This window comes from Pseudoalteromonas sp. SCQQ13 (assembly GCF_015864415.1).
GTDB lineage: Bacteria > Pseudomonadota > Gammaproteobacteria > Enterobacterales > Alteromonadaceae > Pseudoalteromonas > Pseudoalteromonas nigrifaciens.
Window position 1 is genome coordinate 37,825 of the sequence record NZ_JADYXG010000005.1, and the last position, 24,993, is coordinate 62,817.

Genomic DNA, 24,993 nt, shown 5'->3' on the forward strand with positions numbered 1-24,993 from the left:
ATTCGATAGCAATAAACACAGAGTCTCAAGTTTATGCGATAACAATAAATACAGAGTATCAGGTGTATCGTTGGGTTTCGTTTCACTCAACCCAACCTCGGTGTAAAGCGTTACATCTGCAAGTGTAGGAGTGCTAGCAAGGCGGTAAAACTATTTATGCCAAGGAGCATACGGTTTGTATGTGATCTTAAGCTAAATAGTTTTACCAACGCAGCTAAAGCGAACTACACGCAGCAGAAGGTGATTACATTTGCTCCATGACTTCAATGCCTAGTAAGTCTAATCCCGTCTCTAACGTTTTAGAAACCAAATTACATAACACTAAACGGCTATCACGTACGTTTGGCTCTACGCCTTCTTTAAGTACTGGGCAGGCTTCGTAGAACGTCATATATAAGCTTGCTAGTTCATATAAGTAACCACATAGTACGTGTGGTGTGGCTTCGCTGATCATTAAATCAAGTACTTCTTCAAGCTGCAGTAACTTAAGCGCTAGCGCTTTTTCTTGCGGCTCTACGATAGTAACGTTTGAATTTAGTGTAGCTGCATCAACGCCTGATTTACGAAAAATACTGCGTATACGCGTATAGGCATATTGTAAGTAAGGTGCTGTTGCGCCTTCAAAGCTTAGCATGCTGTCCCAGTTGAAAATATAATCACTGGTGCGGTGCTTAGAAAGGTCGGCATATTTAACTGCGCCAATACCTACTTTGCGGGCAATTTCGCTGCGCTCTTGCTCTGATAAATCAGATTCACGCTCGGCTAATTTTATTGCTGCGCGATTAATCGACTCTTCGAGTAAATCGGCAAGTTTAACTGTGCCACCGGTACGGGTTTTAAATGGTTTGTTGTCGGCGCCCATCATGGTGCCAAACGGGCAAAACTCATAGCTAGTTTCATCGCGTAAAAAACCAGCCTTACGTGCTGTAAGCTCTACTTGGTTAAAGTGCAGGCTTTGGCGCGCATCAACAAAAATTAAGATACGATCGGCACCCAACTTATTTGAGCGGTAATCACATGCGGCTAAATCTGTAGTTGCATATAAAAAGCCGCCACCCGATTTTTGTACAATAAATGCCGATGGTTCGCCATCTTTGTTTGCTAGTTCATCTAAAAATACAACCTGTGCGCCTTGCGACTCCACGGCAATATTTTTATCTTTTAATAAACTAATAATGTCATTTAGCTCAGCGTTGTATGCGCTTTCAGCCATAATATCAGCTTGTGTAAGCGTTACATTTAAGCGCTTATATACTTCTTCAGAGTGCTTAACTGAAGTGGCAATAAAAAGCTTCCACAGTTTTTCACAATGCGCGTCGCCGCCTTGTAATTTAACTACATAATTACGTGCTTTGTCGGCAAAGCCTTCTTCATCGTCAAAACGTTTTTTAGCGTCGCGGTAAAAGGTTTCTAAATCGGCAAGTGCTACTGTATCTAAATCTACGCCTTGGCTAATTTGATCTTCTAAATGCGCAATCAACATACCAAATTGTGTGCCCCAATCACCCATGTGATTTTGACGCACAACGCTGTCGCCTCTAAATTCAAGCGCACGCACAATCGCATCACCAATAATGGTTGAGCGTAAATGGCCTACGTGCATTTCTTTAGCAAGGTTTGGCGATGAGTAATCAACAACCACTTTTTGTGGGTTGGCATGCTCGTTTACGGCAAGCTTGGCATCGCTATTAGCGGCTTTAACGCTTTGCGCTAAAAATTCTGGCTTTAGATGAATATTAATAAACCCTGGACCCGCTATTTCAGTTTTTTCGGCAATGTCGCTTACATCTAGGTTATCAATAATTTTTTGCGCAAGCTCTCGTGGGTTGCTTTTCATTTTTTTAGCCGCGCCCATAGCTGCATTAATTTGGTAGTCACCAAATTGTGGACGAGTACTTTGTGTAACTGCTGGGTTAGTATCTGCTGGTAAGCCTACAGCTGTCATAGCGGCAATGGCTTTTTCTACTAAAATAGTACGAATGTTCATATTTTTTACCTTAATAAGCCCGCCAAAGCAGGCTTTTAAAATTTTACTAAGCTGGCTTTAGTTTTCGCGTGTATGGCTAAAGGTGACTTCTGGGTAGCGCTCTACTGATAAATTAAGGTTTACACGGCTTGGCGCTATGTAAGTTAAATTATCGCCGCCATCTAAGGCTAGGTTGCTTTCACATTTACGCTTAAAGTCTTCAAACTTTTTAACGTCGTCGCTGCTTACCCAGCGGGCTGTATTTACGTTAACCCCTTCGTAAATTGCATCTACGTTATATTCTGCTTTTAAGCGCGCTACAACCACATCAAACTGAAGTACACCTACTGCGCCTACAATTAAATCGTTGTTTATTAGCGGTCTAAATACCTGTACAGCACCCTCTTCTGAAAGTTGTACTAAGCCTTTTAATAACTGCTTTTGCTTAAGCGGATCACGTAAACGAATACGGCGGAATAATTCCGGTGCAAAGTTAGGAATACCACTAAACTTAAGCTTTTCACCTTGGGTAAAAGTATCACCTATTTGAATCGTACCGTGGTTATGTAAACCAATAATGTCGCCAGCGAATGCATCACCTGCGCGCTCACGATCGCCAGCCATAAACGTAACCGCATCAGAAATACTTACTTGTTTGCCAATTCGCACATGATTCATTTTCATGCCTTGGCTGTATTTACCCGACACTATGCGCATAAAGGCAATTCGGTCGCGGTGTTTCGGGTCCATATTGGCCTGAATTTTAAATACAAAGCCAGTAAAGTTCTCTTCAGTGGCAACTACTTGGCGGTCTTCTGTTTCACGTGGCAATGGCGTTGGCGCCCATTTAGTTAAGCCGTCAAGTACATGGTCAACACCAAAGTTACCTAGTGCTGTACCAAAATAAACTGGCGATAGTTCGCCGGCTAAAAACAGCTCTAAATCAAATTCATTTGATGCGCCAATAACCAGCTCTAGCTCATCGCGTAATTGCGCGGCAAGATCGTCCCCAATAGCATCAACCAGTTCTGGGTTATCTATCCCTTTAATGGTGCGCACGTCTTGAATTTTATGACCTTGGCCAGTTTTATATAAAACCGCTTCATCGTTATGGATATGATAAACGCCTTTAAAGCCTTTACCACTCCCAATCGGCCAAGTAATAGGCGCACACGCTATTTTAAGCTCGGTTTCAACTTCGTCAAGCAGCTCCATTGGGTCGCGTATATCACGGTCACATTTATTCATAAAAGTAACAATTGGCGTAGTACGCAGGCGTGTTACTTCCATTAATTTACGCGTACGGTCTTCTACACCTTTGGCCGCATCAATAACCATTAAGCACGAATCGACTGCTGTTAGGGTACGGTACGTATCTTCTGAGAAGTCTTCGTGTCCAGGTGTGTCGAGCAGGTTAACCAAGGCGTTTTTATATGGAAACTGCATTACTGAGGTAGTAACAGAAATACCACGCTCTTTTTCCATGTCCATCCAGTCAGATTTAGCATGCTGGTTAGAGCCACGGCCTTTTACTGTACCGGCTTTTTGGATAGCCTGTCCGAATAAGAGTACTTTTTCGGTGATGGTGGTTTTACCCGCATCTGGATGCGAAATAATCGCGAAGGTACGTCGTTTATTAATTTCACTGAGGAGATTTTGCTCTGCCATTAAAAAAGTTCTTTTAGTTTGAATACGGACATTTATGTATGCTGACGTTTCAGAGCTAATATTGCTCAACCCCGAAAGCTCAACACACCCTAGGAAGAACCCAATTTGGCTCCTCACACGCGATCCGTTATGTTAATCGTAATTGAAGACTATTTTCGCTGATCTTCACTCTATAAACAATCAATGCTTAGTTATTAACTGATTCTTTTTTTATTAACTCTCCCAGAGCGCGTATTTACTCAATTATTGTCCTAAATTGTGCTTAGTTATAAATATTACCAGCACAATAAACAAACGCTAAGCTTGAGTAATATAGCTGTAAAACATATTATTACTAACATTACATGGAGGATGTGTTGTTTGGTAATGAAAACCAGTAAGTTAAGCATTAGGTTATTATGGTATATAACGCCGTTAGTTATACTTCCGCTGTTATTTTTAGGTGGTTTTACGCTAACTAATGTAACCAACTCAACACAAAAACAAGCTGATTTAATTATGAGCCGGTTTGTTGAACAACAACAACAAAAAGTATTTAACTATATTGACTCATTTCAATCCACTGCTAAGCTATTATCCACCTCACCCGTATTGAACGATTTTTTAGCTAACGATTTACATGCTGATGGTGGCTACACCTATCGCCTAGGTGCGTTAATGGATGTGTTTGCCAGTTATAGCGAGGCCTATCCCGATATTATTAGCATTAACTTAATGTCGGTAAATGGCAAAAGCGATGCCTACTACTCAAGTAATTTAAGCATAGCGCCAAAATCGTATCCTTTTTTTGAAAAAGTACAGCAAAGTAATTTAAGCCAACAGCAGTTTATGATGCAAAAAGCAGATGGCACCACCAGCTTGTATTTTATTCAGCGTATTTATAGCATTGACTACTATCTTAAGCGCCCGCAACAGCTTGGTTTTATAGTACTGCATATTGACCCTTCTATTCTTAATACCAGTATTTTAGAAGCCCCTTACAACAACACTCTCAACTTACTCGTTAGTAACGAGGGGAAAATTTTATTTAGTTCCGATTATAATATTCGTGGCCAATACATTAGTGAATTTGAGCTCAACCAGGTACATAACTTAGCCGACATTGGCTCTTTATCAACCATAGAGCTTTCGAGTATAGATAAAATAGAGCGGATGATTTTTGCGGTGCAAATGAGCGGTGGTTATTATGTATCGACTATTCCTAAAGCCGTTTTGTATCAATCGGGTAAGGCTATTAGCTTAATTACCGGCTTAATTGTTATTATTTCGGTTATTACGCTGCCAATACTTATTTTTATTGTAGTGCGTAATTTATTACTTAATCCTATTGAGCTATTAGGTGCAGCTAGCCACCGTGTAGGTGATGGCGATTTAGGTGTTTCACTGCCCGCGCACACAGATGATGAAGTAGGCATATTGTTTAACGACTTTAATCACATGGTTAATCAAATTAGGCATTATCAAGAGCAGTTAGAAGAATATAAACATCACCTCGAAGACAAAGTAGAAAGCCGCACCAAAGCGCTAGAAACCATGAACAGCCAGTTAGAGCTTGCGATTGGCCAAGCAGAGCAAGCAAATCAACTTAAAAGTCGCTTTTTGGCTAATATGAGCCACGAAATTCGTACCCCACTCACGGCAATAATGGGCTTTACCGAACAGCTTTTACATAACGATAAAATCACCAACAACAAACAGCATTTAGGCACTATTTTACGCAACTCTAAGCATTTACTAGAGTTAATAAATAACATTTTAGATTTGTCTAAAATTGAAGCCGAAAAAATTGCTGTAGAGCAAGCCCCACTAAATGTAGTGCGCTTAATGCACGACATTGAGTCAATTATTGAACCGCTGGCACAACAAAAAAAGCTAAAGCTCAGTATTAATTATCAACTCCCGTTACCACACACTATAAACAGCGACGAAACCCGCTTAAAACAAATACTGATCAACATTGCCAGCAATGCAGTTAAGTTTACCGAGCAAGGCCATGTATCTATAACGGTTCATTACCTACCAAGCCAAGAGCTGATGTTTGTAATACAAGATAGCGGAATTGGTATGGTTGAAAGTCAAATTAAGCGCTTATTTACTCCTTTTGAGCAAGCAGACGCTACCACAACCCGTCGCTTTGGCGGCACCGGGCTTGGGCTATGTATTTCAAAAAATTTAGCACAACGTCTTGGCGGTGATATAACCGTTAAAAGCGAATTAGATGTAGGTAGCTGCTTTACTATAACCATAGCCTGTAATTTACAAACGCCATTAGCCGATAACCTGTTTTTAGAGCAATCCAATCAACTCATTCCAGAAAAAGATCCGCTGCTTTCCTTCGCTAGTAATAATTTTGATGCACATATTTTAGTGGCCGAAGATAACCCCGATAATCAATTATTAATAAAGCTGCTGCTGCAAACTTGGGGATTAGAGCCCGACATAGCAAACAATGGCGCTGAAGCGGTAGAAATGGCGCTAGTAAACGACTATCAGTTAATTATTATGGATATGCAAATGCCAGTAATGGGTGGCCTAGAAGCGACTAAAATATTACGCCATGCAGCATACGACGGCCCTATAATCGCACTCACTGCGAATGTAATGAACCATGACGTAGACACATATATTGCTGCAGGATGCGACAAGGCTCTGGCGAAACCTATAGATAAAGATGCCCTAGAAAGCGTATTAGTAAGTTACCTACACCTTGAAAAAGACAATCAAAATAAATGGGACGACATACTCAAAAGTGAAAAATTCCAACAAATAAATGCAAATTACGTCGCTAACCTGCCAACTTATTTAGATGAAATAAAAAGCTTACAATTTTCGGGTAACTTAGTCGCATTACGCGCATTAGCACATAATATAAAAGGCAGTGCTGGGTGTTTTAACTTTGATGATATTTATCACTGTGCTGCGCGTTTAGAAGATCATTTAAAAAGCGATAGCAAAGCCGCGTTAAACGAATTAACAGCTAACTTAATTAACGCTATTGAGCAGGTTATTAGTGAGCAAAGTAAGCCGGTATAAGTTATCGGCTTACTGCAACAATATTCTTTATACAGTTATCACTGCAAACTCTTCACTACAAAATATTATTGAAAGTTTAAGCCCAGTGCCATGCCCATTAAAATAGCGTCTTCAAATCCGTTTTTAGCAGGATTGTCGCTTGGGTAATAGTTTTTACGCACTGACATTTCTATAAAGCCTGCATTTTCGTAGAGCTTTATTGCGGGGGTATTTGATTCGCGTACTTCTAAAAATAAATTTTCAGCATTTTGCTGCTCACCATAATCAATAAACTGGTTCAGTAGCTGTTTTGCAATGCCTTTTCCTTGCTCGCTTGGGGCAACGCAAATATCCATCAAGGTAAAGTCGGGCCCGGCCTTTTCGCCAATATAAAAACCTACCATGGTACCGCCGTTAAACGCTGCTAAATTAAAATAGCGCCCACCAATACATGAGCTCATGGTATTTAACGTCCACGGGTGGCTGTGGCATGCGGTTTCTATAGCCATTAATTGCGGTATAGCGGTTGCGTCTACTAATTTAAAGTTTATCAAGATGGTCACTCATTAAAGCCCATAAAGCACGTTTATCGGCAGTACTGAGCTGTGAATTTGTTAAAACTAACTGATCGCCATGTAATTGCAGTTCCGTGCCTTGTATTACACTATTGATGGTAATGGGGGCTATGGCACGCTTTATATCTGCAAATAACTGGCTTGTGAGCGAAATAGGCTCAGGCGCGACGCTGTCTGCTTTAGTGTCAGTTGCTTTATTATTTATTGGCTGGTTATTAACCGTTTGATAATGCTGATTTAATTCGAGGTTTTCTATACCAAAAACAGCTGCGTAACGTGAATGCATAACGACTCGATGAAATTAGTAAGTAAGGTAATATAAGAAGTAATAAATTCGATGTAAAGAAGAAATGGCAGGGGCGGAGAGATTCGAACTCCCAACCGTCGGTTTTGGAGACCGCTGTTCTACCAATTGGAACTACGCCCCTGCAATACCGACGAATTATAGAGACCTTTGGCCAAAGGTAAAGAAAAAAATCATCTTTTTGGTTTGATTGCCTTTTAAATAAACAAAACGACGAATTAGCAGGCTAATTCTTCATTTTTTAATTACTTAGACTCAGGCAAATATTAATAGCCGAGCACTAAATTAATTATTTTTACGTTTTGTGAATAAAAATATAATAGCAATAAAGTGCTGTCGCTTACTTTATCTCACTGTGCTGATACTACTATTTGTTGTGGTTCAATAAAACTAGGCACTAATTTAGATAGTTTGCTAATAACTTACTGATAGCTTACTGATAGCTTACTGATAGCTTACTGATAGCTTGCTGATAATTTGCTGATGGTTTCTAGGCAGCTTTTAGATACTTTTTAAATAGTTTTTACAATTTGAATAACTCAAGCTCCCTGCCTTATTAATTTTAGCATGCTCTTAAACCTTCGCTATTCCCTTTAAACTTGCTCTTGTAGCTAAATTATCACCTTCAAACCATATTGATAAGAACAAAGCGTACTACTATTCCGCCCCCCTTTGGCTATCGCCTTTTGGCGCATTTTTAGAGCCATGCTGGTGATAATATTACCGGTTACACAAAATAAAATGTAAAGCCGATAGCATTGACACAGAGTCGATTCCTCCTTACCATTGGAATAATAGACCAGTCGTTATAATTTGAGGTATTTTAGTTATGAGTGAAAAAGTAAAGCCGAAAGACGTTCTAATTGAGACGGCATCACGCTTATTTAGAGTGCGCGGATATTGCGGAGTGGGCCTAAATGACATAATTGAAGAAAGTGGCGTACCTAAGGGCTCCTTGTATTACTACTTTCCAAAAGGCAAAGAGCAGTTGGCGACTGCTGCAATTAACAATACTAAAAGACTTGTTATGGAAGATATTCAAAAAAACTTTGCGGGTGTATCCAATCCAATAGATGCTTTTCAAGCTTATGTTTATGAATTATCCAGAGTGTTTGGACAAGGCGGAACCCCTCTTGGTTCTCCAATTGGCACTATTGCTGGAGAAAAACATTCCACTAGTGAACCTATTCGCTTGGCGTGTGAAGCGACCTTTAAAAGTTGGCAATCTATTTATACTGAAAAGTTTCTTGAAGCAGGCTACACAGAACAACAGTCCACAAGTTTAGCTACTGTTTTTCATGCGCTAACTGAGGGCGGTATTCTCTTAGCTTTAACAATGAAAACGGGCAAGCCGCTTGAAACAATAGCAGAGCAAATTCCCTCATTGCTTATTAAAAAGTAAATTTAAAAAGTAAATAAAGTATCAACCAACACAGGTCAATTTAGTTAATCAGCGAAGAGAGTTTTAATGTCTACAATTGCATATGAACAAGATAAAACAGTTATAAGACCAGTCCCTATTCTAATATCCTTTTTAATTGCCGGATTCATTGGCTTATTTAGCGAAACAGCTTTAAATATGGCACTTGGCAATTTAATGAGTGAATTAGATGTTGTTTCCTCTACCGTGCAGTGGATAACAACAGGTTACTTACTGACTATGGGGATCCTCATTCCCGTTTCTGCACTATTAATACAATGGTTTAGTACACGGCAATTATTCGTTGCTTCGTTACTTTTTTCGATTATTGGAGCGATAGTTTCCGGTATAGCCCCCTCTTTTAGTGTTTTGCTATTAGGTCGTATTATTCAGGCAATCGGAACCGGCTTATTAATTCCCTTAATGTTCCATACAGCCCTCATCATTTTCCCTGTTCATAAAAGAGGCACTATTATGGGATTGATTGGCCTTGTTATGATGACAGCACCGGCTGTTGGACCAGCTACTTCGGGGCTGATTATTGAGCTGTTGAGCTGGAATTGGATTCTTTGGTTACTCATTCCGTTTCTTGTTTTTTCATTAGTATACGGGCTGGCTTATGTGCAGAACGTTTCTGTTTTGAGTAAGCCTAAAATAGATGTGCTGTCAATTTTGTTATCGACTGTCGGGTTTGGTGGCATTGTATATGGCTTTAGTATTGCGGGTGAAAAAGGATGGGGGAACTTACTGGTAATTAGTACCATTATAATTGCGCTAATCTCTCTTATTATATTTTCGTTAAGACAGTTTAAACTCGATAAACCAATGTTAGATTTACGTACTTTAAAATATCCAAAGTATACTTTAGGTTTATTGAGTGTATCTGCCACATTCATGATTATTTTATCAACCATGATTCTTTTGCCTTTATATTTACAAATTGGCCTTGGATTAACTGCGCTTACTGCTGGCCTTGTGCTTATGCCAGGTGGAATAATAAATGGTGCTTTGTCTCCGATCGCGGGGCGTATATTTGATAAGTTTGGCTCTAAGTGGCTACTTACACCTGGCTTTATTATTATGATTATTACGCTATGGAATCTGTCGAATGTAACCACAGAAACCTCTATTGCAATGGTTATCTTTTTGCATTCATCTCTCATGATTGGCGTAACATTAATTATGATGCCTGCGCAAACAAATGGTTTAAATGAGCTCCCCAGAGAACTATATGCTGACGGGACCGCTTTAATAAACACTTTACTGCAAGTATCAGGCTCAATTGGCACCGCCTTGGCGATTACAATCATGTCGGCTTCTCAAAATAGTTTTTTGGAAAACGTGGCCGATCCATCAGCGCCCTCTGCAGTAAGTAGCTCATTAACAGCGGGTGTACAAACAGCGTTTATTTTGGGAATTGTACTTGCGATTAGCGGGTTAATTATGTCGTTCTTTATAAAGTCATCTAAAAATACTTAAAGTAATATTAGCAACAAAAAAGCCCATGAAATCATGGGCTTTTATTTTTATATACTGCTAATACTAGCTAGTAGCTAACGCGCGATTATTCCCACTCAATAGTTGCAGGTGGTTTACCCGAAATATCGTAAACAACACGCGAAATACCATCAATTTCATTAATGATACGGTTTGAAACCACACCTAAAAATTCATATGGTAAATGTGACCAGCGCGCGGTCATAAAGTCGATAGTTTCCACGCAGCGCAGTGATACAACCCAATCGTATTTACGCGCATCACCCATAACCCCTACCGATTTAACCGGTAAAAACACAGTGAACGCTTGGCTTACTTTATGGTAAAGCTCTGCTTTGTGAAGCTCTTCGATGAAAATAGCATCGGCGCGACGCAGTAAATCACAGTATTCTTTTTTAATTTCGCCAAGTACACGCACACCTAAACCTGGTCCAGGGAAAGGATGACGGTAAAGCATGTCGTACGGTAAACCTAGCTCTAGGCCAATTTTACGTACTTCATCTTTAAATAACTCACGTAGCGGCTCAACTAGGCCCATTTTCATGTCTGCTGGTAATCCGCCCACATTGTGGTGCGATTTAATTACGTGTGCTTTACCGGTGGCAGATGCCGCAGATTCAATTACGTCTGGGTAAATTGTACCTTGCGCTAACCATTTTGCATTTTTAAGCTTTTTAGCTTGCTCATCAAATACATTAATAAACGTGTGGCCAATGGCTTTACGCTTATCTTCTGGGTCTGACTTACCAGCAAGGTCATTTAAAAATTGCTCTTCGGCTTCAACTTTAACAATGTTTAGGCCAAACTTATTACCAAACATGTCCATAACTTGCTGGCCTTCGTTTAAACGAAGTAGGCCGTTATCAACAAATACACAAGTTAGCTTTTCGCCAATTGCACGGTGAATAAGCATAGCCACAACCGATGAATCAACACCGCCCGAAAGACCTAAAATAACTTCGTCATCGCCAACTGTTTCTTTAATGCGCTCAATGGCATTATCGATAATTTTTGCTGCAGTCCATAATTTTTCACAACCACAAATATCAATAGCAAAACGCTCTAATAAACGCTGCCCTTGATGTGTGTGCGTTACTTCTGGATGAAACTGTACGCCGTAAAAGCGTTTTTCTTCGTTCGACATTGCCGCATGCGGACACGTAGATGTTTTAGCTGTGGTTTTAAAGCTTTGTGGAATATCCATTACTTTATCGCCATGGCTCATCCATACATCTAGTACGCCATTGCCGCCGTCGGTGATATGATCTTCTATCGCATCAAACAACGCACAATTACCCACTTTTTCTACTTGGGCGTAACCAAACTCTTTTTTATCAGAGCTGTGTACACTGCCGCCAAGCTGAGCTGCCATAGTTTGCATGCCGTAGCAAATACCTAGTACTGGCACACCAGCATTAAATACATATTCAGGAGCGCGTGGGCTGTTTTCAAGTGTTGTCGACTCTGGGCCACCAGAGAGAATAATACCTTGTGGGTTGAACTCGCGAATTTGCTCTTCGGTCACATCCCATGCCCACAGTTCACAGTAAACACCAATTTCGCGCACACGACGGGCAATTAATTGAGTGTATTGTGAACCAAAGTCTAAAATGAGAATTCGTGAATCGTGAATGTCTTTGCTCATGGAGTATCTCGTAAAGTCAGATGCTAAATAATGCTACTGATATAGTGAGTAGCTATTTAAAAAGGGCTAGTAAAACTAGCCCATAAATTGATGTAATTACGGCTGATTAGCCTAAACGGTAGTTAGGTGCTTCTTTAGTGATTTGCACGTCATGTACATGCGACTCACCCATACCAGCTGAAGTAACACGTACAAACTGTGGTTTGGTGTTTAGCTCTTCAATAGTGGCACAACCGGTTAAGCCCATTGCGCTGCGCAGGCCGCCCACTTGCTGATGGATAATAGTTGCAATAGGACCTTTGTACGCTACGCGACCTTCAATACCTTCTGGTACTAACTTGTCGGCTTCGTTTGACTTTTGGAAGTAACGATCTGATGAACCTTCTTTTTGATCCATCGCGCCTAACGAGCCCATACCACGGTATGATTTGTAGTAACGGCCTTGGTAAAGCTCTACTTCGCCAGGTGCTTCTTCAGTACCAGCAAGCAAAGAGCCCACCATTACACACGATGCACCAGCAACAAGTGCTTTTACAATATCGCCAGAAAAACGAATTCCGCCATCGGCAATTACCGGAATATCACGGCCTTTTAAGCCATCAACAGCATCTGAAATAGCCGTAATTTGTGGCACACCACAACCCGTAACAATACGCGTAGTACAAATAGAACCTGGGCCTATTCCTACTTTAACCGCATCAGCTCCAGCGTCTGCAAGCGCAACAGCGCCTTCTGCTGTTGCTACGTTACCAGCAATAATTTGTAAGTCTGGGTATTCTTTGCGGGTTTTCGCAACGCGGTCAATAACACCTTGAGAATGGCCGTGCGAAGTATCGATAAGTAATACGTCAATACCTGCTTCTACTAATGCAGCAATACGCTCATCAGTACCTGCGCCAACACTCACAGCAGCACCTACACGCAAACGACCTTGGTCGTCTTTACAGGCATCTGGTTTTTCTTGTGCTTTTTGGTAATCTTTTACGGTGATCATGCCCTTTAGTTTAAACGCATCATCAACCACAAGAATTTTTTCAATGCGGTGTTCGTGCATTAAGCCTAAAATCTCTTCGCGCGCAGCACCTTCGTTTACAGTAACTAGCTTGTCTTTTTTAGTCATAACAGTAGAAACAGGCTGTTCAAGCTTAGTTTCAAAGCGCATATCACGCCCTGTTACAATACCAACAAGATTGTTATCGCTATCGGTTACTGGAAAGCCCGAAAAACCTTTTTCTTGCGACAGCTCAAGTGCATCTGCAATGGTTAAGTCGGCAGTTACTGTAATAGGATAAGTAACAATACCCGCTTCATAGGTTTTAACTTTACGAACGTTTTTCGCTTGTTCTGCAATAGTCATGTTTTTATGAATAAAACCAAGACCACCTTCTTGCGCAAGGGCAATAGCTAAACGAGCTTCGGTAACAGTATCCATAGATGCTGAAACAAGCGGCAAGTTAAGTTTGATTCCACGCGTTAAGCGAGTTGAAATATTTGCCGTATGTGGCAAAACAGTAGAATGACCAGGTACTAAAAGTACGTCATCAAAGGTAAGAGCTTCTTTAGCGATTCTAAGCATTTTGGCAACTTCTCACATGGTGGATCTAAGATAAGGAATTGCGGCCAAATTTTAACAGCGTTGCTGGCACTAGTAAATCATATTTTGTAAATATTTATGATAAACTAGGGTTATAAATAGTTTTTGGTAGTTTTTTATGTTTTCGAAGCCTTTGCAAACGATTTACACCGTGTCACGCCTTAATAGAGAAATACGCGCCCTACTCGAGCAAGGCTTTGCCTCGCTGGTACTAACTGGCGAAATTTCGAACTTTATTACTCCGGCGTCTGGGCATTGGTATTTTTCGTTAAAAGACGATAAAGCACAAATAAAAGCAGCCATGTGGCGCGGCAATAATCGTAACCAAAGTTACCGACCCATTAACGGTGCGCAGGTAACGGTAAAAGCGCGCGTTTCACTTTATGAACCACGCGGCGACTATCAACTTATTGTTGAGCATATGGAACCTGCTGGCGAAGGACAACTTAAGCAAGAGTTTGACGCCCTAAAAATGCGTTTAGCCGCTGAGGGGCTATTTAGCTCGGTTTATAAAAAACCTCTACCGCAAAACATTAACCGTATCGGGGTAATAACCTCTGCAACTGGCGCGGCCATAAAAGATATTTTAACCGTACTAAAACGCCGCGCACCGCAGTTAGAAGTTATTATTTACCCAGCTATGGTGCAAGGTAAAGACGCACATCTGCAGTTAATTAAACAAATAGAGTTGGCTAATATTCGCAGCGAAGTAGACGTGCTTATTTTAGGGCGTGGTGGCGGCTCTTTAGAAGATTTATGGTGTTTTAACCATGAGCAACTTGCACGCGCTATATTTAATAGCCAACTGCCTATTGTGAGCGCGGTAGGCCACGAAATCGACACCACTATTAGCGACTATGTAGCCGACGTACGTGCAGCTACGCCTTCTGCGGCGGCAGAGCTGGTAAGCCCTAATACGCAAGAGTTACATAATAAAGTAACTCAGCTAGTTAACCGTCTTGCTAATGCGTTTAAACACGATATGAGCGAAAAGCGCGCTCAAGCATTACAACTACAGCACAGGTTAAATTTATGCCATCCACGTAATCAGTTAAATCAAAAAGCGCAGCGCTTGGATGAGCTAAGCATTGCACTACAACAAGCTATGCGTAATAGTTTATATCAACAAGAGCGCACCCTTAATAATTTAACGCCTAGATTAATGCGCCAATCACCCGACAAAAAGCTCACTCAAGCAAGTCACCAACTCGCACAATTACAAACTCGGCTTAACCAAGCAATACAGCAGCAATTACAGCAAGCTAATAACAGCTTAGCACTGCAGGCAAGTCGCCTAGATTCGGTAAGTCCACTTAATGTATTAGCGCGAGGCTATAGTATTACAAAAACAGATAAGCAAAAGGTGGTTAAATCAGTAGCGGATGTAAAAGTCGGAGATACTTTAATTACTGAACTGGTTGACGGCACGCTACACTCGCAAGTACTAAGTTAGCAGCGTCTTACTCTTTAGTGCTCACTATAAAGTCTATCTGTTCATCGGTTGAATTTGACGAAGTGAGCTTAAATTGCTGCCACCATGGCATTAGCGCTAATTTATCGTTCAGCTCGCGCCACTGCACATGCCCTTGCTGATTAGTTTTATCGGCAACTAGGCTAAACTTACAAAGTGTTTGTTTGCACTCTAAACTAGTTAGTTGCGCGGTATTACTTAAATCGCTGGTAATTAAAAAATCAGTTAGCGCGGTTTCTACTTCGTAGCTCCACTGGCTATTTTCATCCTCAGCTATAAACTTCTCTTCTAACTGCTTAGCAAAATCAAGCTGATCTAGTTGCGCTAATTTTAACGCTTGTTCAACGCGTTTAAGTTGTTTGTTTTTAAGCTCAAGCTCATTGGTAAGCGTGGCAATTTTATGCGTATATGGCGCAATACTCTCAGCCTGGGAGTTACCATCGGCAGGGTTAACATGCTCGTCAGTACTATTGAGTGACTCATCGTTAGCTTGCTTTATAACAATACTTTTATAAGGAAACGGCTGGCTTTGTTGCGCTTGAATAGGCATAGAATGTAAAAACAAAAAGTAACCACTGGTTAATCCTACGCCTAAAATAAAACAGCACAGGCCAAGTAAGTTACTTTTGTTTAGCATTTTAAATTGCTCATTACTTTATAGCATAGAGCTAGTATGCGATTCATTTTCAGGCTCAGGTTTAGCTAAAAAGTTTTGGTTCATACTTTTTGCAGGGCATTCGCAATCTGGGCGACCAATAATTTTTGCCGGTACACCTACCGCTGTAGTGTGTGGCGGTACATTACTTAGCACAACAGAGCCTGCGCCAATACGCGCGCCCGCGCCCACTTCAATATTGCCTAATATTTTAGCCCCAGCACCAATAAGTACCCCGGCTCTAATTTTAGGGTGACGATCGCCTTGCTCATTGCCCGTACCACCTAAAGTAACCGACTGCAGTATTGATACATTATCTTCAATTACCGCCGTTTCACCAATAACAATACCGGTTGCATGGTCAAACATTATTCCTTTACCCACTTTACAAGCAGGATGAATATCAACGCCAAATACTTCTGAGCTACGGCTTTGAATAAAGCGCGCCAACTCTTTACGGTTTTGCGTCCACAAACAATTAGCTAAACGATGCGCCTGAATAGCATGGAAACCTTTTAAATTTAATATTACCGTAAGGTAAGTTTCGGCTGCAGGGTCACGATCTTTTACCGCTTTAATATCGTGAGCAACGTGCGTTAGCATACGCTCACACCTTACAAACGACTGATCAAATAGCTCACGAATAGTAAATGCCGACACCACCGCATCTGCCAATTTATTAGCAACAATAAAACTCAGCGCCGCCCCTAAACATTCATGGTTCAAAATACACGAATAAACATGGCTCGCTAAAAGAGGTTCGCGTTTTACTACTTCATTTGCTTCGCTGCGAAGCTGTTGCCAAATTTCATGTCGCATATTACTGCCTTTGTTGATCAAAAAGAGCCTTTTGCTAAGTTTAACGGATTTAGTCACTAAGGTGTTAATCCCTTAGTTATTTGTTGTGGTTATTAGATATAACTATTTTTATAAAACAAAAATGCCCCAACTATTTAAAACAGTTGGAGCATTTAGTTTTTTTAAGTTTAAACTTACTTAAATACTTTATCTACTGCTATTACTGCAATATTTTTTGCCGGAATAGCTAATTTGTAATCGGCAATCACTTTATCTTCTGCAACAAGCTCTGCTGGTTTATCGGTATTATAAACCATTGGCGATGTTTGCTCAGGCGCTAAACGCTTTTGCATATCAGCGCCGTCACCGGTAATAAATACATAATGGATATTATCGGTTTGTAGATTATCTTTAATAACGCGGTTTACATCCTTTACTGTTAGCGTTTTAAGTTTGTTAGTTACGTAACTTACAAAGCTGTCGGTATTGTAAAACTGGCTATCAAGTGCATAACCTAGTTGGCGATTTTGGCTTGCCACCATTTGCGGCACAAAGTTAATTAAAAAGTTACGTGTGGCTTCAAAGTCGTCTTCACTCATGCCATTTTTAATTAGCTTATCAAGCTCAAACAAGGCGGTACGAGTCGCAAAATGCGCATCGTTATTAGAGCGAAGTGGGCGTAACCACACTTGAAATATTTGCTCAGAGCGCCCTAGGTTTGCATCAGGCTTAGTTTGAAACATACCACGCGGAAAGTATTCAATGTACGCGTAATCGCCGTAGTTCATGCCACGGGTTTCACGAATACGCTCATATAAAAAGCTGTTAGAACTACGGTGCTCACCAAAGTAAGAACGCACTAACCACAGTGCAGTCCAATCCTCACTACTTCTTATTGTATCAATTGGAAAACCAAACGATACCGCTGTCGACTGCGCACTCTTTTCAACAATAGTAGCATGATGGCCTTTAAGCTCAGGCGCATCAGGAATACTTAAACGGCTTTGCTCGCCTTTAGGCAGGCCTGCTAAATCAGCTAACATAGTGGCTTTTAGTTTTTCCGGTACTGCACCAATTAAGCCAAGTGTTAGCTTAGATTGCGTAAGCTCTGTGTTATAAAACGTTTTAACATCATCAAGCGTAAGTGCTTCTAAATCTGAAATATCACCATAGTTGTAGCTTTCATAAGGATGGCCTTTGTAAAGCGCGCTGTAGAGTACTTCTTTACCTAGTTCTTCATCGTTAGATGCTTTTAAGCCCGATTTAATACCGTCAATTAGCTCTTTTTTAAGGCGCTTAAAGTCATCTTCTCTAAAACCGGGATTAAGTAACTGATCGCTCACTAATGCATACCACTTAGCAGCGTTATCTTTATGAATACGCCCTTGAAACGACAGCATTTCTTTATCTATTTGATAACCAAAGCTACCTGCCAGCGGATAAAGTGCTTGTTTAATATCTTTATAGCTTGTTGATTGTGAGCCACCTTGCGCCAGCATAGCTGCAGTTAATGCGCCAAGGCCTTTTTTACCTTGCGGGTCAGCAGCAGCCCCGGTATTGAATAAAAAGTTAACGTCGATTAATGGCGAGCTGTTAGTTTTATCTAGTACTTTAAATGCAGCAGCCTGAGGTGCTTGCTCCAGTTTTGCAACCAGTGCGTTTAAATCAACCTCTTGCTCAAAATTTGGCGCTTTATCAAGTGCCGACATAGTCACGGTAGTGCGTGCATTATCAACAAAATACTTGTTAGCAATTGCTTTAATATCTTCAGCTGTTATTTCATCTGAGGTTTTATATAGCTGGTTTATTACCCTAGGGTCACGCTCAAAATGCATATAGCTTGCAAGGGTTGCAGCAATTGCTTGCGACGAATCTAAACCATTTATAAAGCTGTATTTAAGGTTAGATTTTAAGTCGCTGAGTTTTTGGCTATCTACTAACTCAGTACGCGCTTGGGCGTAGGTACGATTGATTGCATCGCGTACTTTGGCTAAATCGTCTGCTTTTTCTACTTTTACAAATACATGCAGTAAACCCGGATCTTTGGTTTCTGGATTATAGCTAAACATTTGGCTGGCAATTTGTTTATCTACCACTAGCTCTTGGTATAAATCTGAGTTGTTTGAAAAATAAAGCTGCGAGAGTAAATCAAGCGCAGCTCTGTCTTTTTTAGCCGGCTCCCACGCAGTGCCTTTATACGATACTAATAACCAATGCCCTGGTAAGCCTGGGTTTTGTTGATGACTATATTTTGGCGCTTGCTGTGTTGGCTCTGCTTTAATGTCGGCAACATAGTCACCCTTTTTCCACGCACCCCAGTGTTTTTTAACCATAGCCATAGTGGCTTTTGGGTCTACATCACCCACAATTACAAGTGATACATATTCGGGCTTATAAAATTTGGCAAAAAATTCTTTACCATAAGCCATTTGATCAGGCATGGCTTCTATGTCTTTAAAAAAGCCCATAGTGGTGTGTTTATAAGTGTGTTGCTCAAAGGCCTCTTCGCGTACTGCGCTAAGTAATTTACGCACTGGGCTGGCATTATTTTTTAAGTACTCGCCTTTTACCGTTTGCGCTTCGGTTCTAAATTGCTCTTCGGTATAGGTTAAATTTTGAAAAATATCAGCTTCAAGTTCAAGTACTTTATCAAGATGCTGCTTTGAAAAGTTTAAATGATAGTTAGTGTAATCGTTGGTGGTGTAAGCGCGGTTATCAACGCCAGAATTTTTTAAAATACTTGAATACACGGCCTCAGGAAATTTTTCAGAGCCTTTAAACATCATGTGTTCAAAAAAATGCGCAAAGCCCGTTTTACCCGCTTGCGTTTCATTACGTGATCCTACCGATACAGGAATTTGCAACGAGACTACATCAGGGTAATCGGTTTTAACCACCATAACGCGCAAGCCATTTTCAAGCTCTTCTAGTAAGTAGTCTTGTGAAAAAACGCCCTCGCCCGTAGTGTTTGTTTGTTGTTGTGTTACTGCTTGGCTCGTTTGATTTTGTTCAATAGCGCAACCCGACAGTGCCAGCGATACCGCTAAACTGGTTGCTAAAAATTTAAATTTCATTGTTTTTCCTTTTATAGCAATCAATTTTAATCGCTAAACGTTGAGCTAGTTTAATAAAAAGTACCATCTGATTATGCCGCAAAGCCGCCAATAATAAGAGCCTAAAGCGTTGTTATTATGTAAACAACTGTATCAAATTTACTAATTGGTAACGAGCTTGTATGAATAAACCTCACTACGATTGAAAAACTTTCATTAAATAAAGCTATCTAGCCATCTAAATGGCTGCTATATTAATTCCATCGTAACAAACTAAGCTGGAATGAGGATTATGGCTTTATCACTTCAAGAGAAAATAGAAGATAGCAATCAAGGCGTATACCTTATTGGTACTACGCCGCCAAAAATTGGTACCGATAAAGCGCAACTAAAAACCATTGCAGAAAAGCTATTGGGTCGCCTACACGAAATTGAATACGACGGCGTAATAATTTACGACATTCAAGACGAAAGCAGCCGTACTAATCAAGCGCGTCCGTTTCCATTTAGGCAAACTGTCGATCCACGTGAATACAGCAACCTATTACGTGGCTTATCGCACCTTGATGTAATTACCTATAAAAGTGTGGCGCAACGCAGTGCGAACGAGTTTAAAGATTGGCTAAGTGAAACTAAAAACGACTACGATTTAAAAAATATTGTTTTAGTAGGTAGCCCATCATCGATAGGCGATATAAAACTAAGCCTACCAGATGCGTATAAAACGCTGGCAGAGCAATCTGATGACTTCTTTTTAGGCGGCGTTACTATTGCAGAGCGTCATTCTAATAAACGTAATGAACACGAGCGCCTAATAGAAAAAACCGCTCAAGGCTGTAAGTTCTTTATTTCGCAAGCGGTTTACGACGCACAAGCAACAATAGAGTTAATAACTAGCTATGCACGTAGTTGTAAAGCACAAGGGCTTGAGCCTAAGCGCCTTATTTTAACTTTTACTCCGTGCGGCGGCGAAAAAACCTTAGAGTTTATGCAATGGTTGGGGATCTCAGTGCCAGAGGCCACTAAATGGCGCATGCTTGATGCGAACAATACGCTGAGTGAATCGGTACGTATTTGCCGCGAAAATCTCGATTTAATACTTAAAAGCTGTGCGCATTTAAACGTGCCGCTGGGCTTAAATATAGAAAGCTTAACTAACCGTAAAGAAGAAATTGACGCATCAATTAACTTATACCGCTTATTAAAAGCCACCATGGAATTAAATCTAGCTGAAAAGTTAATAGCTTAAGGGCTAAGCATTTAATACAAAACCAGATTAATTAGTTACACTCTTTGGCAAGCCTTATAGCTTGCCTTTTTTTATTTTAAATTTGAGAAGTAACGTATTTAGTTAAAGGTAAGGGGAAATTAGCAGTTATGTGCTAAATGCATTTTGCGCTTTATTATCAATATTAACTATGTTTACTTTTGTTGCTGGCCGCTTTTGTTACTAACCTTTTGCCCTGAATAGCTTTTTAACGCAGCTCCCATAGCAGCGCACATAACACCAAAAATAACTCCTTCGTTAGATATAAACCTAAAGCTGATAAAAATATCTAATAAACTTATTATTGCCAGCGATAAAACTAAACCTATGCCTGAATACAGCAACCATGTTTTAGTAACTTTGTTCATAAATTAATTCCTTTTAAATGCTAAATTTAGCCTAATACAACCCCGCGGCTATTTTTCGGGGTCGTATTATTTCACTGACAATTGAAAGTCAAAACTAAAAAACTGTTATTTACGTCTTCTACTTGGCTCTCTTTGTCCTGTAATGCGTTTTTTATCGCGGTCTTTTCGTGATTTATTGGTGTTTTTGCGGTTATCTTTTGGCTTTTTGTTTGGATCTGGCTCGTAGCCTGCTAGCCACTGTGGCGTTAAGCGGGTATCTAACAGTACTTCTATTTCTTCAAGTAACCATTGCTCGTCAATACTTACTAGCGACATTGCAAGCCCTTGCTCACCAGCGCGACCTGTACGGCCAATGCGATGTACGTAGTCTTCGGCTATGTATGGCAGTTCAAAGTTAATTACAAATCTAAGTGTTGGAATATCTAAGCCACGTGCGGCTACATCGGTAGCAACTAATACACGGGTAATGCCTTCTTTAAAGTTTTGTAGTGCACGGTCGCGTGCGCCTTGTGATTTATCACCATGGATTGACTCGGTTTTTAAACCGTCTTTACACATTTCTTTAGCCAGTTGGTCGGCCATTTGTTTGGTGCGGGTAAAAATAAGCACTTGGCGCCAATTTTTCATGCCGATCATGTGCGATACCAGCTCGCGCTTGCGATCCTCGTCTACTGAGTAAATTACTTGCTCAACCTCAACTGCTGCTGAGTTGCGTTTATCAACTTCAACTAATTCTGGGTTTTTAAGTAGTTTTTTACTAAGCGCAAATACGCTGTCATCAAAAGTCGCCGAAAATAACAAAGTTTGGCGATCGCCTGGAATATGGCGCAATATACGTTTAATTTCGTCAATAAACCCCATATCAAGCATACGATCGGCTTCATCAAACACCAGTGAGTCAACACTTGAAAGCACCACACTGCCTTTAACAATATGATCGAGTAAGCGCCCCGGGGTGGCTACTATTACTTGCGCATCTTTTAGGGCTTTTATTTGTGGGCCTATGCTTGCGCCGCCATACGCTAATGCCCCTTTAATATTGGTGCCTTGGGCATATTTTTCAAAGCTGGCAAATACTTGCTGAGCAAGTTCGCGAGTTGGCGTTAAAATTACCACGCGAGCAACACCTGGCTCATCTTTTTTAGGGGTGTTTAAAAGTTTGTGTAGCAGTGGTAGTACAAACGCTGCGGTTTTACCTGTGCCAGTTTGTGCACTGCCCATTACATCACTGCCCGCTAAAATAGGCGGGATGGTTTTAATCTGAATTGCGGTAGGTTGAGTGTAATTATTTTGCTCAATCGCAGTTAATAACAACGGGTCGAGATTAAGTGATGAGAACGTAGTGGCAGACATAGGCTTAGCTTTAAAATGACAAAGAGCGCTATTGTACTCATATTCACTCATGCCGTAAATTAGAGTGCTTGAGAAAACTATTTAATCGTATTTATCTGCTTTTATTTGTGCCAATAAAAAAGGCGCTAAATAGCACCTTTTAAAATTCATCTCGTTTTTAAGCTGGTTTTAAATTTGCTTTGCGCTCGTTGTAAAAAGCAATCAAATCATCAACCGTAGCTTGGCAGTACTCGCGAATACCCGATACCACCATGTGCTTTTCACCAAAACCCACTTTTTTACCGTTTTCTAGCAAATTAAAGCGCAAAGTAATTTTGCCGCGTTTACCTGTGTATTCAAAACTAGGCTCTGCAAATTCAAGTGTCGGTGCACTAATTTCAACAGTATCAAGATTTATAATCATCGATTCGTAAATAATCATCGGGCGTGCAGGGTTAATCATTACCTCTTGCTTACCCATGAGCGGAATAATCACGTGCGGAAACGCTGCGCCTGAAAACTCAACATAATTTTTAATCAAGCTATTAGTAAGTGCTGGGCATTTGCTGGTTTTACCTTCGCGTTTTACCTTTAAAATTACTTTATCGCCGTTTGTTACATCAAATTCATCGGCCTCTGCAGGGAAGCTAAGTTTGGTATTTTCGTCAACCATACCCGCAAAAGTAAACTCCATGCGTTCACTAATACCGTAACGATCTAATACTAATGAAAAAAGTAAGTCTCCTGGAGCACAAAATTTCTTCGCATCTTTATCGTGAAGTGGGTTGTAATCATCAGCAATACACTTGGCGAAACGACAGCCTTGCTCACGAGAGATCGAAACATAATCAGCATGTTGCTGATAAAAAGGACTTAACATAGGGTGTTCACTACTTAAACGGCTTATAACCTGGCTATACTAACAGAAAAAATAAAATGAGAGGTCGAATCTGTTAGATTAGTTACTAAATAAAACAGAGTAATAAAAAAATAATGACTTTTTATTTATTAGCATTATCGATTATATGTGTTTTTCCGTACTGTAAAGTATCAATAATACGGCAACCACTTTGGCACTACTTAATGGCTTTAAGTGTTATATGTGCGTATTTTGAGGGTTATATAAATTTATATGGACTGTTCAGTACTGGGCTTTACGTTGCTTTATATCACTTTGTGCTATATACAAAGCAAACAATAATACGCGCTATTTTAAGCACTGTTTTTATAGTTTCCTCATTGGCATTAGCGCTTCATTGGGTGCCTGGTTTTAACAACCTTCCTATTGCTATAAACGAGCATATTACCAGCGATGCAATTGCTTTTACCCTTTATGCTAATTTTGATAAAGCTATGGCTGGCCTCTTTCTTTGTGCTTACTTTTATTCAAATATAAAGCCTTTAAAAGCAGAGTCTAAAAAGACGACTTCATTAATTAACCCCCCTATTTTAATAATTATTACTACCATTTTAGCCGCACTTACTGCAGCTTTAATGCTTGGGCTGGTAAGCTTTAACCCTAAGGTTCCTGACTTCTGGTTAGCATTTATTGCTATAAACCTTTTATTTACCTGTGTTGCTGAGGAAGCTTTATTTAGAGGCTTATTACAAACCAAGCTTAGCCAAATTATTACGCCTACCCGCTTGGCAATATTTGCGCCTGTAATTACTGCAGGTATTTTTGCTTTGGCACATTTTGCTGGGGGAGTTAGCTATGTATTAGTTTCATTTATTGCAGGTTTGGGATACGGCTATGTTTTTTATAAAACGCAGCGTTTAGAGTGGGCTATTTTATGCCATTGGTTAGTAAATATTTGTCATTTCTTTTTGTTTACTTATCCTATGCTAAGTAAAACCGAGTGCATATAAAGTCATTTACAAATACTAACAATTTACTCAGTAGTAAACATTGCCCACATCTGATTTTGTTAGTAATTTACTACTTCAAACAATAAATTAAAGGACTAATTAATATGCTACGTTTTATGGCAATAATAACTGCACTGGCTACTTTAAGTGGTTGCTCAAACATGACTTTTCATACTGATATAAACAACGACGTTTTATCTCAAGAAATTGGTACCTACGTTAATAAAAGAGATTTGCAGCAGTTTTACAGCGACCAAGAAGCACACGAAAGTGGCGCTACACTTTTAGGCCGAATAGCAGGTGAAAGCTGTGATGGCGATGGTATGGGTAACAATAATGTAAGCTATAACCGTTCTAAATCAAATGCTATTGATTTACTTAAAGCTGATGCCATGCGCAGAGGCGCAAATGCTTTTACTATTAACTCTTGTAGCGAAACCTCTGTATCGTATTGCGACCTATCTGTTTTATGTACCGGACAGGCCTACGACTATTAATA

The 24,993-nt window shown here is 40.2% G+C and carries 19 protein-coding genes and 1 tRNA gene; 7 read left to right on the forward strand and 13 right to left on the reverse strand.

Features of this window, described 5'->3' with window-relative positions:
* Nucleotides 1-244: 244 nt before the first annotated feature.
* On the reverse strand, nt 245-1,987 hold the full coding sequence (gene argS / locus I6F41_RS05570) for an arginine--tRNA ligase (protein ID WP_089367818.1): 1,743 nt from the start codon (nt 1,985-1,987) through the stop codon (nt 245-247).
* Between the two features lie 57 nt (nt 1,988-2,044).
* Entirely contained in the window at nt 2,045-3,634 is a 1,590-nt protein-coding gene (gene prfC, locus I6F41_RS05575; RefSeq protein WP_011327353.1) for a peptide chain release factor 3, read from the reverse strand.
* 366 nt (nt 3,635-4,000) lie between these two features.
* On the opposite strand from prfC, the gene I6F41_RS05580 reads away from it, so the two are divergent.
* Complete coding sequence (locus I6F41_RS05580; protein WP_197107912.1) at nt 4,001-6,667, forward strand: ATP-binding protein; 2,667 nt, start codon at nt 4,001-4,003, stop codon at nt 6,665-6,667.
* A 65-nt stretch (nt 6,668-6,732) separates the two neighbouring features.
* Here the strand turns inward: I6F41_RS05580 and rimI are convergent, their stop codons facing one another.
* The 3 genes from rimI to I6F41_RS05595 all read right to left on the reverse strand — a co-directional run bounded on the left by rimI (nt 6,733) and on the right by I6F41_RS05595 (nt 7,649).
* Nucleotides 6,733-7,200, reverse strand: coding sequence for a ribosomal protein S18-alanine N-acetyltransferase (gene rimI, locus I6F41_RS05585; protein WP_197107932.1), 468 nt, complete (start codon nt 7,198-7,200; stop codon nt 6,733-6,735).
* A complete protein-coding gene (locus I6F41_RS05590) occupies nt 7,187-7,507 on the reverse strand; it encodes a hypothetical protein (RefSeq protein WP_182683801.1) in 321 nt (106 codons plus the stop codon). Before I6F41_RS05590 ends, rimI begins: the two co-directional genes overlap by 14 nt.
* Before the next feature lie 65 nt (nt 7,508-7,572).
* Nucleotides 7,573-7,649: transfer RNA gene (locus I6F41_RS05595), tRNA-Trp, on the reverse strand.
* Nucleotides 7,650-8,354: 705 nt separating this feature from the next.
* Here I6F41_RS05595 and I6F41_RS05600 point away from each other — a divergent pair.
* A complete protein-coding gene (locus tag I6F41_RS05600; protein WP_011327349.1) occupies nt 8,355-8,927 on the forward strand; it encodes a TetR/AcrR family transcriptional regulator in 573 nt (190 codons plus the stop codon).
* Nucleotides 8,928-8,993: 66 nt separating this feature from the next.
* Entirely contained in the window at nt 8,994-10,424 is a 1,431-nt protein-coding gene (locus tag I6F41_RS05605) for an MDR family MFS transporter (protein ID WP_011327348.1), read from the forward strand.
* Nucleotides 10,425-10,509: 85 nt separating this feature from the next.
* On the opposite strand, the gene guaA is transcribed toward I6F41_RS05605, so the two are convergent.
* Together guaA and guaB are read right to left on the reverse strand one after the other, a co-directional pair.
* On the reverse strand, nt 10,510-12,087 hold the full coding sequence (gene guaA, locus I6F41_RS05610; protein WP_011327347.1) for a glutamine-hydrolyzing GMP synthase: 1,578 nt from the start codon (nt 12,085-12,087) through the stop codon (nt 10,510-10,512).
* A gap of 106 nt (nt 12,088-12,193) precedes the next feature.
* The gene (gene guaB / locus I6F41_RS05615) at nt 12,194-13,663 is read right to left on the reverse strand and encodes an IMP dehydrogenase (RefSeq protein WP_011327346.1); all 1,470 of its coding nucleotides are present in this window, start codon (nt 13,661-13,663) and stop codon (nt 12,194-12,196) included.
* 136 nt (nt 13,664-13,799) lie between these two features.
* On the opposite strand from guaB, the gene xseA reads away from it, so the two are divergent.
* The gene (xseA, locus tag I6F41_RS05620) at nt 13,800-15,134 is read left to right on the forward strand and encodes an exodeoxyribonuclease VII large subunit (protein WP_089367813.1); all 1,335 of its coding nucleotides are present in this window, start codon (nt 13,800-13,802) and stop codon (nt 15,132-15,134) included.
* A gap of 7 nt (nt 15,135-15,141) precedes the next feature.
* Here xseA and I6F41_RS05625 read toward each other — a convergent pair whose 3' ends face one another.
* From I6F41_RS05625 to I6F41_RS05635, 3 genes are all read right to left on the reverse strand, one after another.
* The gene (locus tag I6F41_RS05625; protein ID WP_011327344.1) at nt 15,142-15,789 is read right to left on the reverse strand and encodes a hypothetical protein; all 648 of its coding nucleotides are present in this window, start codon (nt 15,787-15,789) and stop codon (nt 15,142-15,144) included.
* Between the two features lie 18 nt (nt 15,790-15,807).
* Nucleotides 15,808-16,626, reverse strand: a complete 819-nt coding sequence (cysE, locus tag I6F41_RS05630; protein ID WP_011327343.1) for a serine O-acetyltransferase — start codon at nt 16,624-16,626, stop codon at nt 15,808-15,810.
* Nucleotides 16,627-16,799: 173 nt separating this feature from the next.
* Nucleotides 16,800-19,679 (reverse strand): M16 family metallopeptidase, encoded by a 2,880-nt coding sequence (locus I6F41_RS05635; protein WP_197107914.1) that lies wholly within the window; start codon nt 19,677-19,679, stop codon nt 16,800-16,802.
* Nucleotides 19,680-19,950: 271 nt separating this feature from the next.
* Here I6F41_RS05635 and I6F41_RS05640 point away from each other — a divergent pair, with 271 nt between their 5' ends.
* Nucleotides 19,951-20,907, forward strand: coding sequence for a methylenetetrahydrofolate reductase (locus I6F41_RS05640; protein ID WP_011327340.1), 957 nt, complete (start codon nt 19,951-19,953; stop codon nt 20,905-20,907).
* 173 nt (nt 20,908-21,080) lie between these two features.
* On the opposite strand, the gene I6F41_RS05645 is transcribed toward I6F41_RS05640, so the two are convergent.
* From I6F41_RS05645 to I6F41_RS05655, 3 genes are all read right to left on the reverse strand, one after another.
* Complete coding sequence (locus I6F41_RS05645) at nt 21,081-21,293, reverse strand: hypothetical protein (RefSeq protein WP_041454345.1); 213 nt, start codon at nt 21,291-21,293, stop codon at nt 21,081-21,083.
* 105 nt (nt 21,294-21,398) lie between these two features.
* Complete coding sequence (locus I6F41_RS05650; RefSeq protein ID WP_041454344.1) at nt 21,399-22,646, reverse strand: DEAD/DEAH box helicase; 1,248 nt, start codon at nt 22,644-22,646, stop codon at nt 21,399-21,401.
* Nucleotides 22,647-22,803: 157 nt separating this feature from the next.
* Nucleotides 22,804-23,505 carry a DUF3581 domain-containing protein gene (locus I6F41_RS05655; protein WP_182683802.1) on the reverse strand — a complete coding sequence of 234 codons (702 nt, stop codon included), beginning with the start codon at nt 23,503-23,505 and terminating at the stop codon, nt 22,804-22,806.
* A 203-nt stretch (nt 23,506-23,708) separates the two neighbouring features.
* Here I6F41_RS05655 and I6F41_RS05660 point away from each other — a divergent pair, with 203 nt between their 5' ends.
* Together I6F41_RS05660 and I6F41_RS05665 are read left to right on the forward strand one after the other, a co-directional pair.
* Nucleotides 23,709-24,494 (forward strand): CPBP family intramembrane glutamic endopeptidase, encoded by a 786-nt coding sequence (locus tag I6F41_RS05660; protein WP_231613427.1) that lies wholly within the window; start codon nt 23,709-23,711, stop codon nt 24,492-24,494.
* A gap of 104 nt (nt 24,495-24,598) precedes the next feature.
* The gene (locus tag I6F41_RS05665; RefSeq protein ID WP_182683804.1) at nt 24,599-24,991 is read left to right on the forward strand and encodes a hypothetical protein; all 393 of its coding nucleotides are present in this window, start codon (nt 24,599-24,601) and stop codon (nt 24,989-24,991) included.
* Nucleotides 24,992-24,993 lie beyond the last annotated feature (2 nt).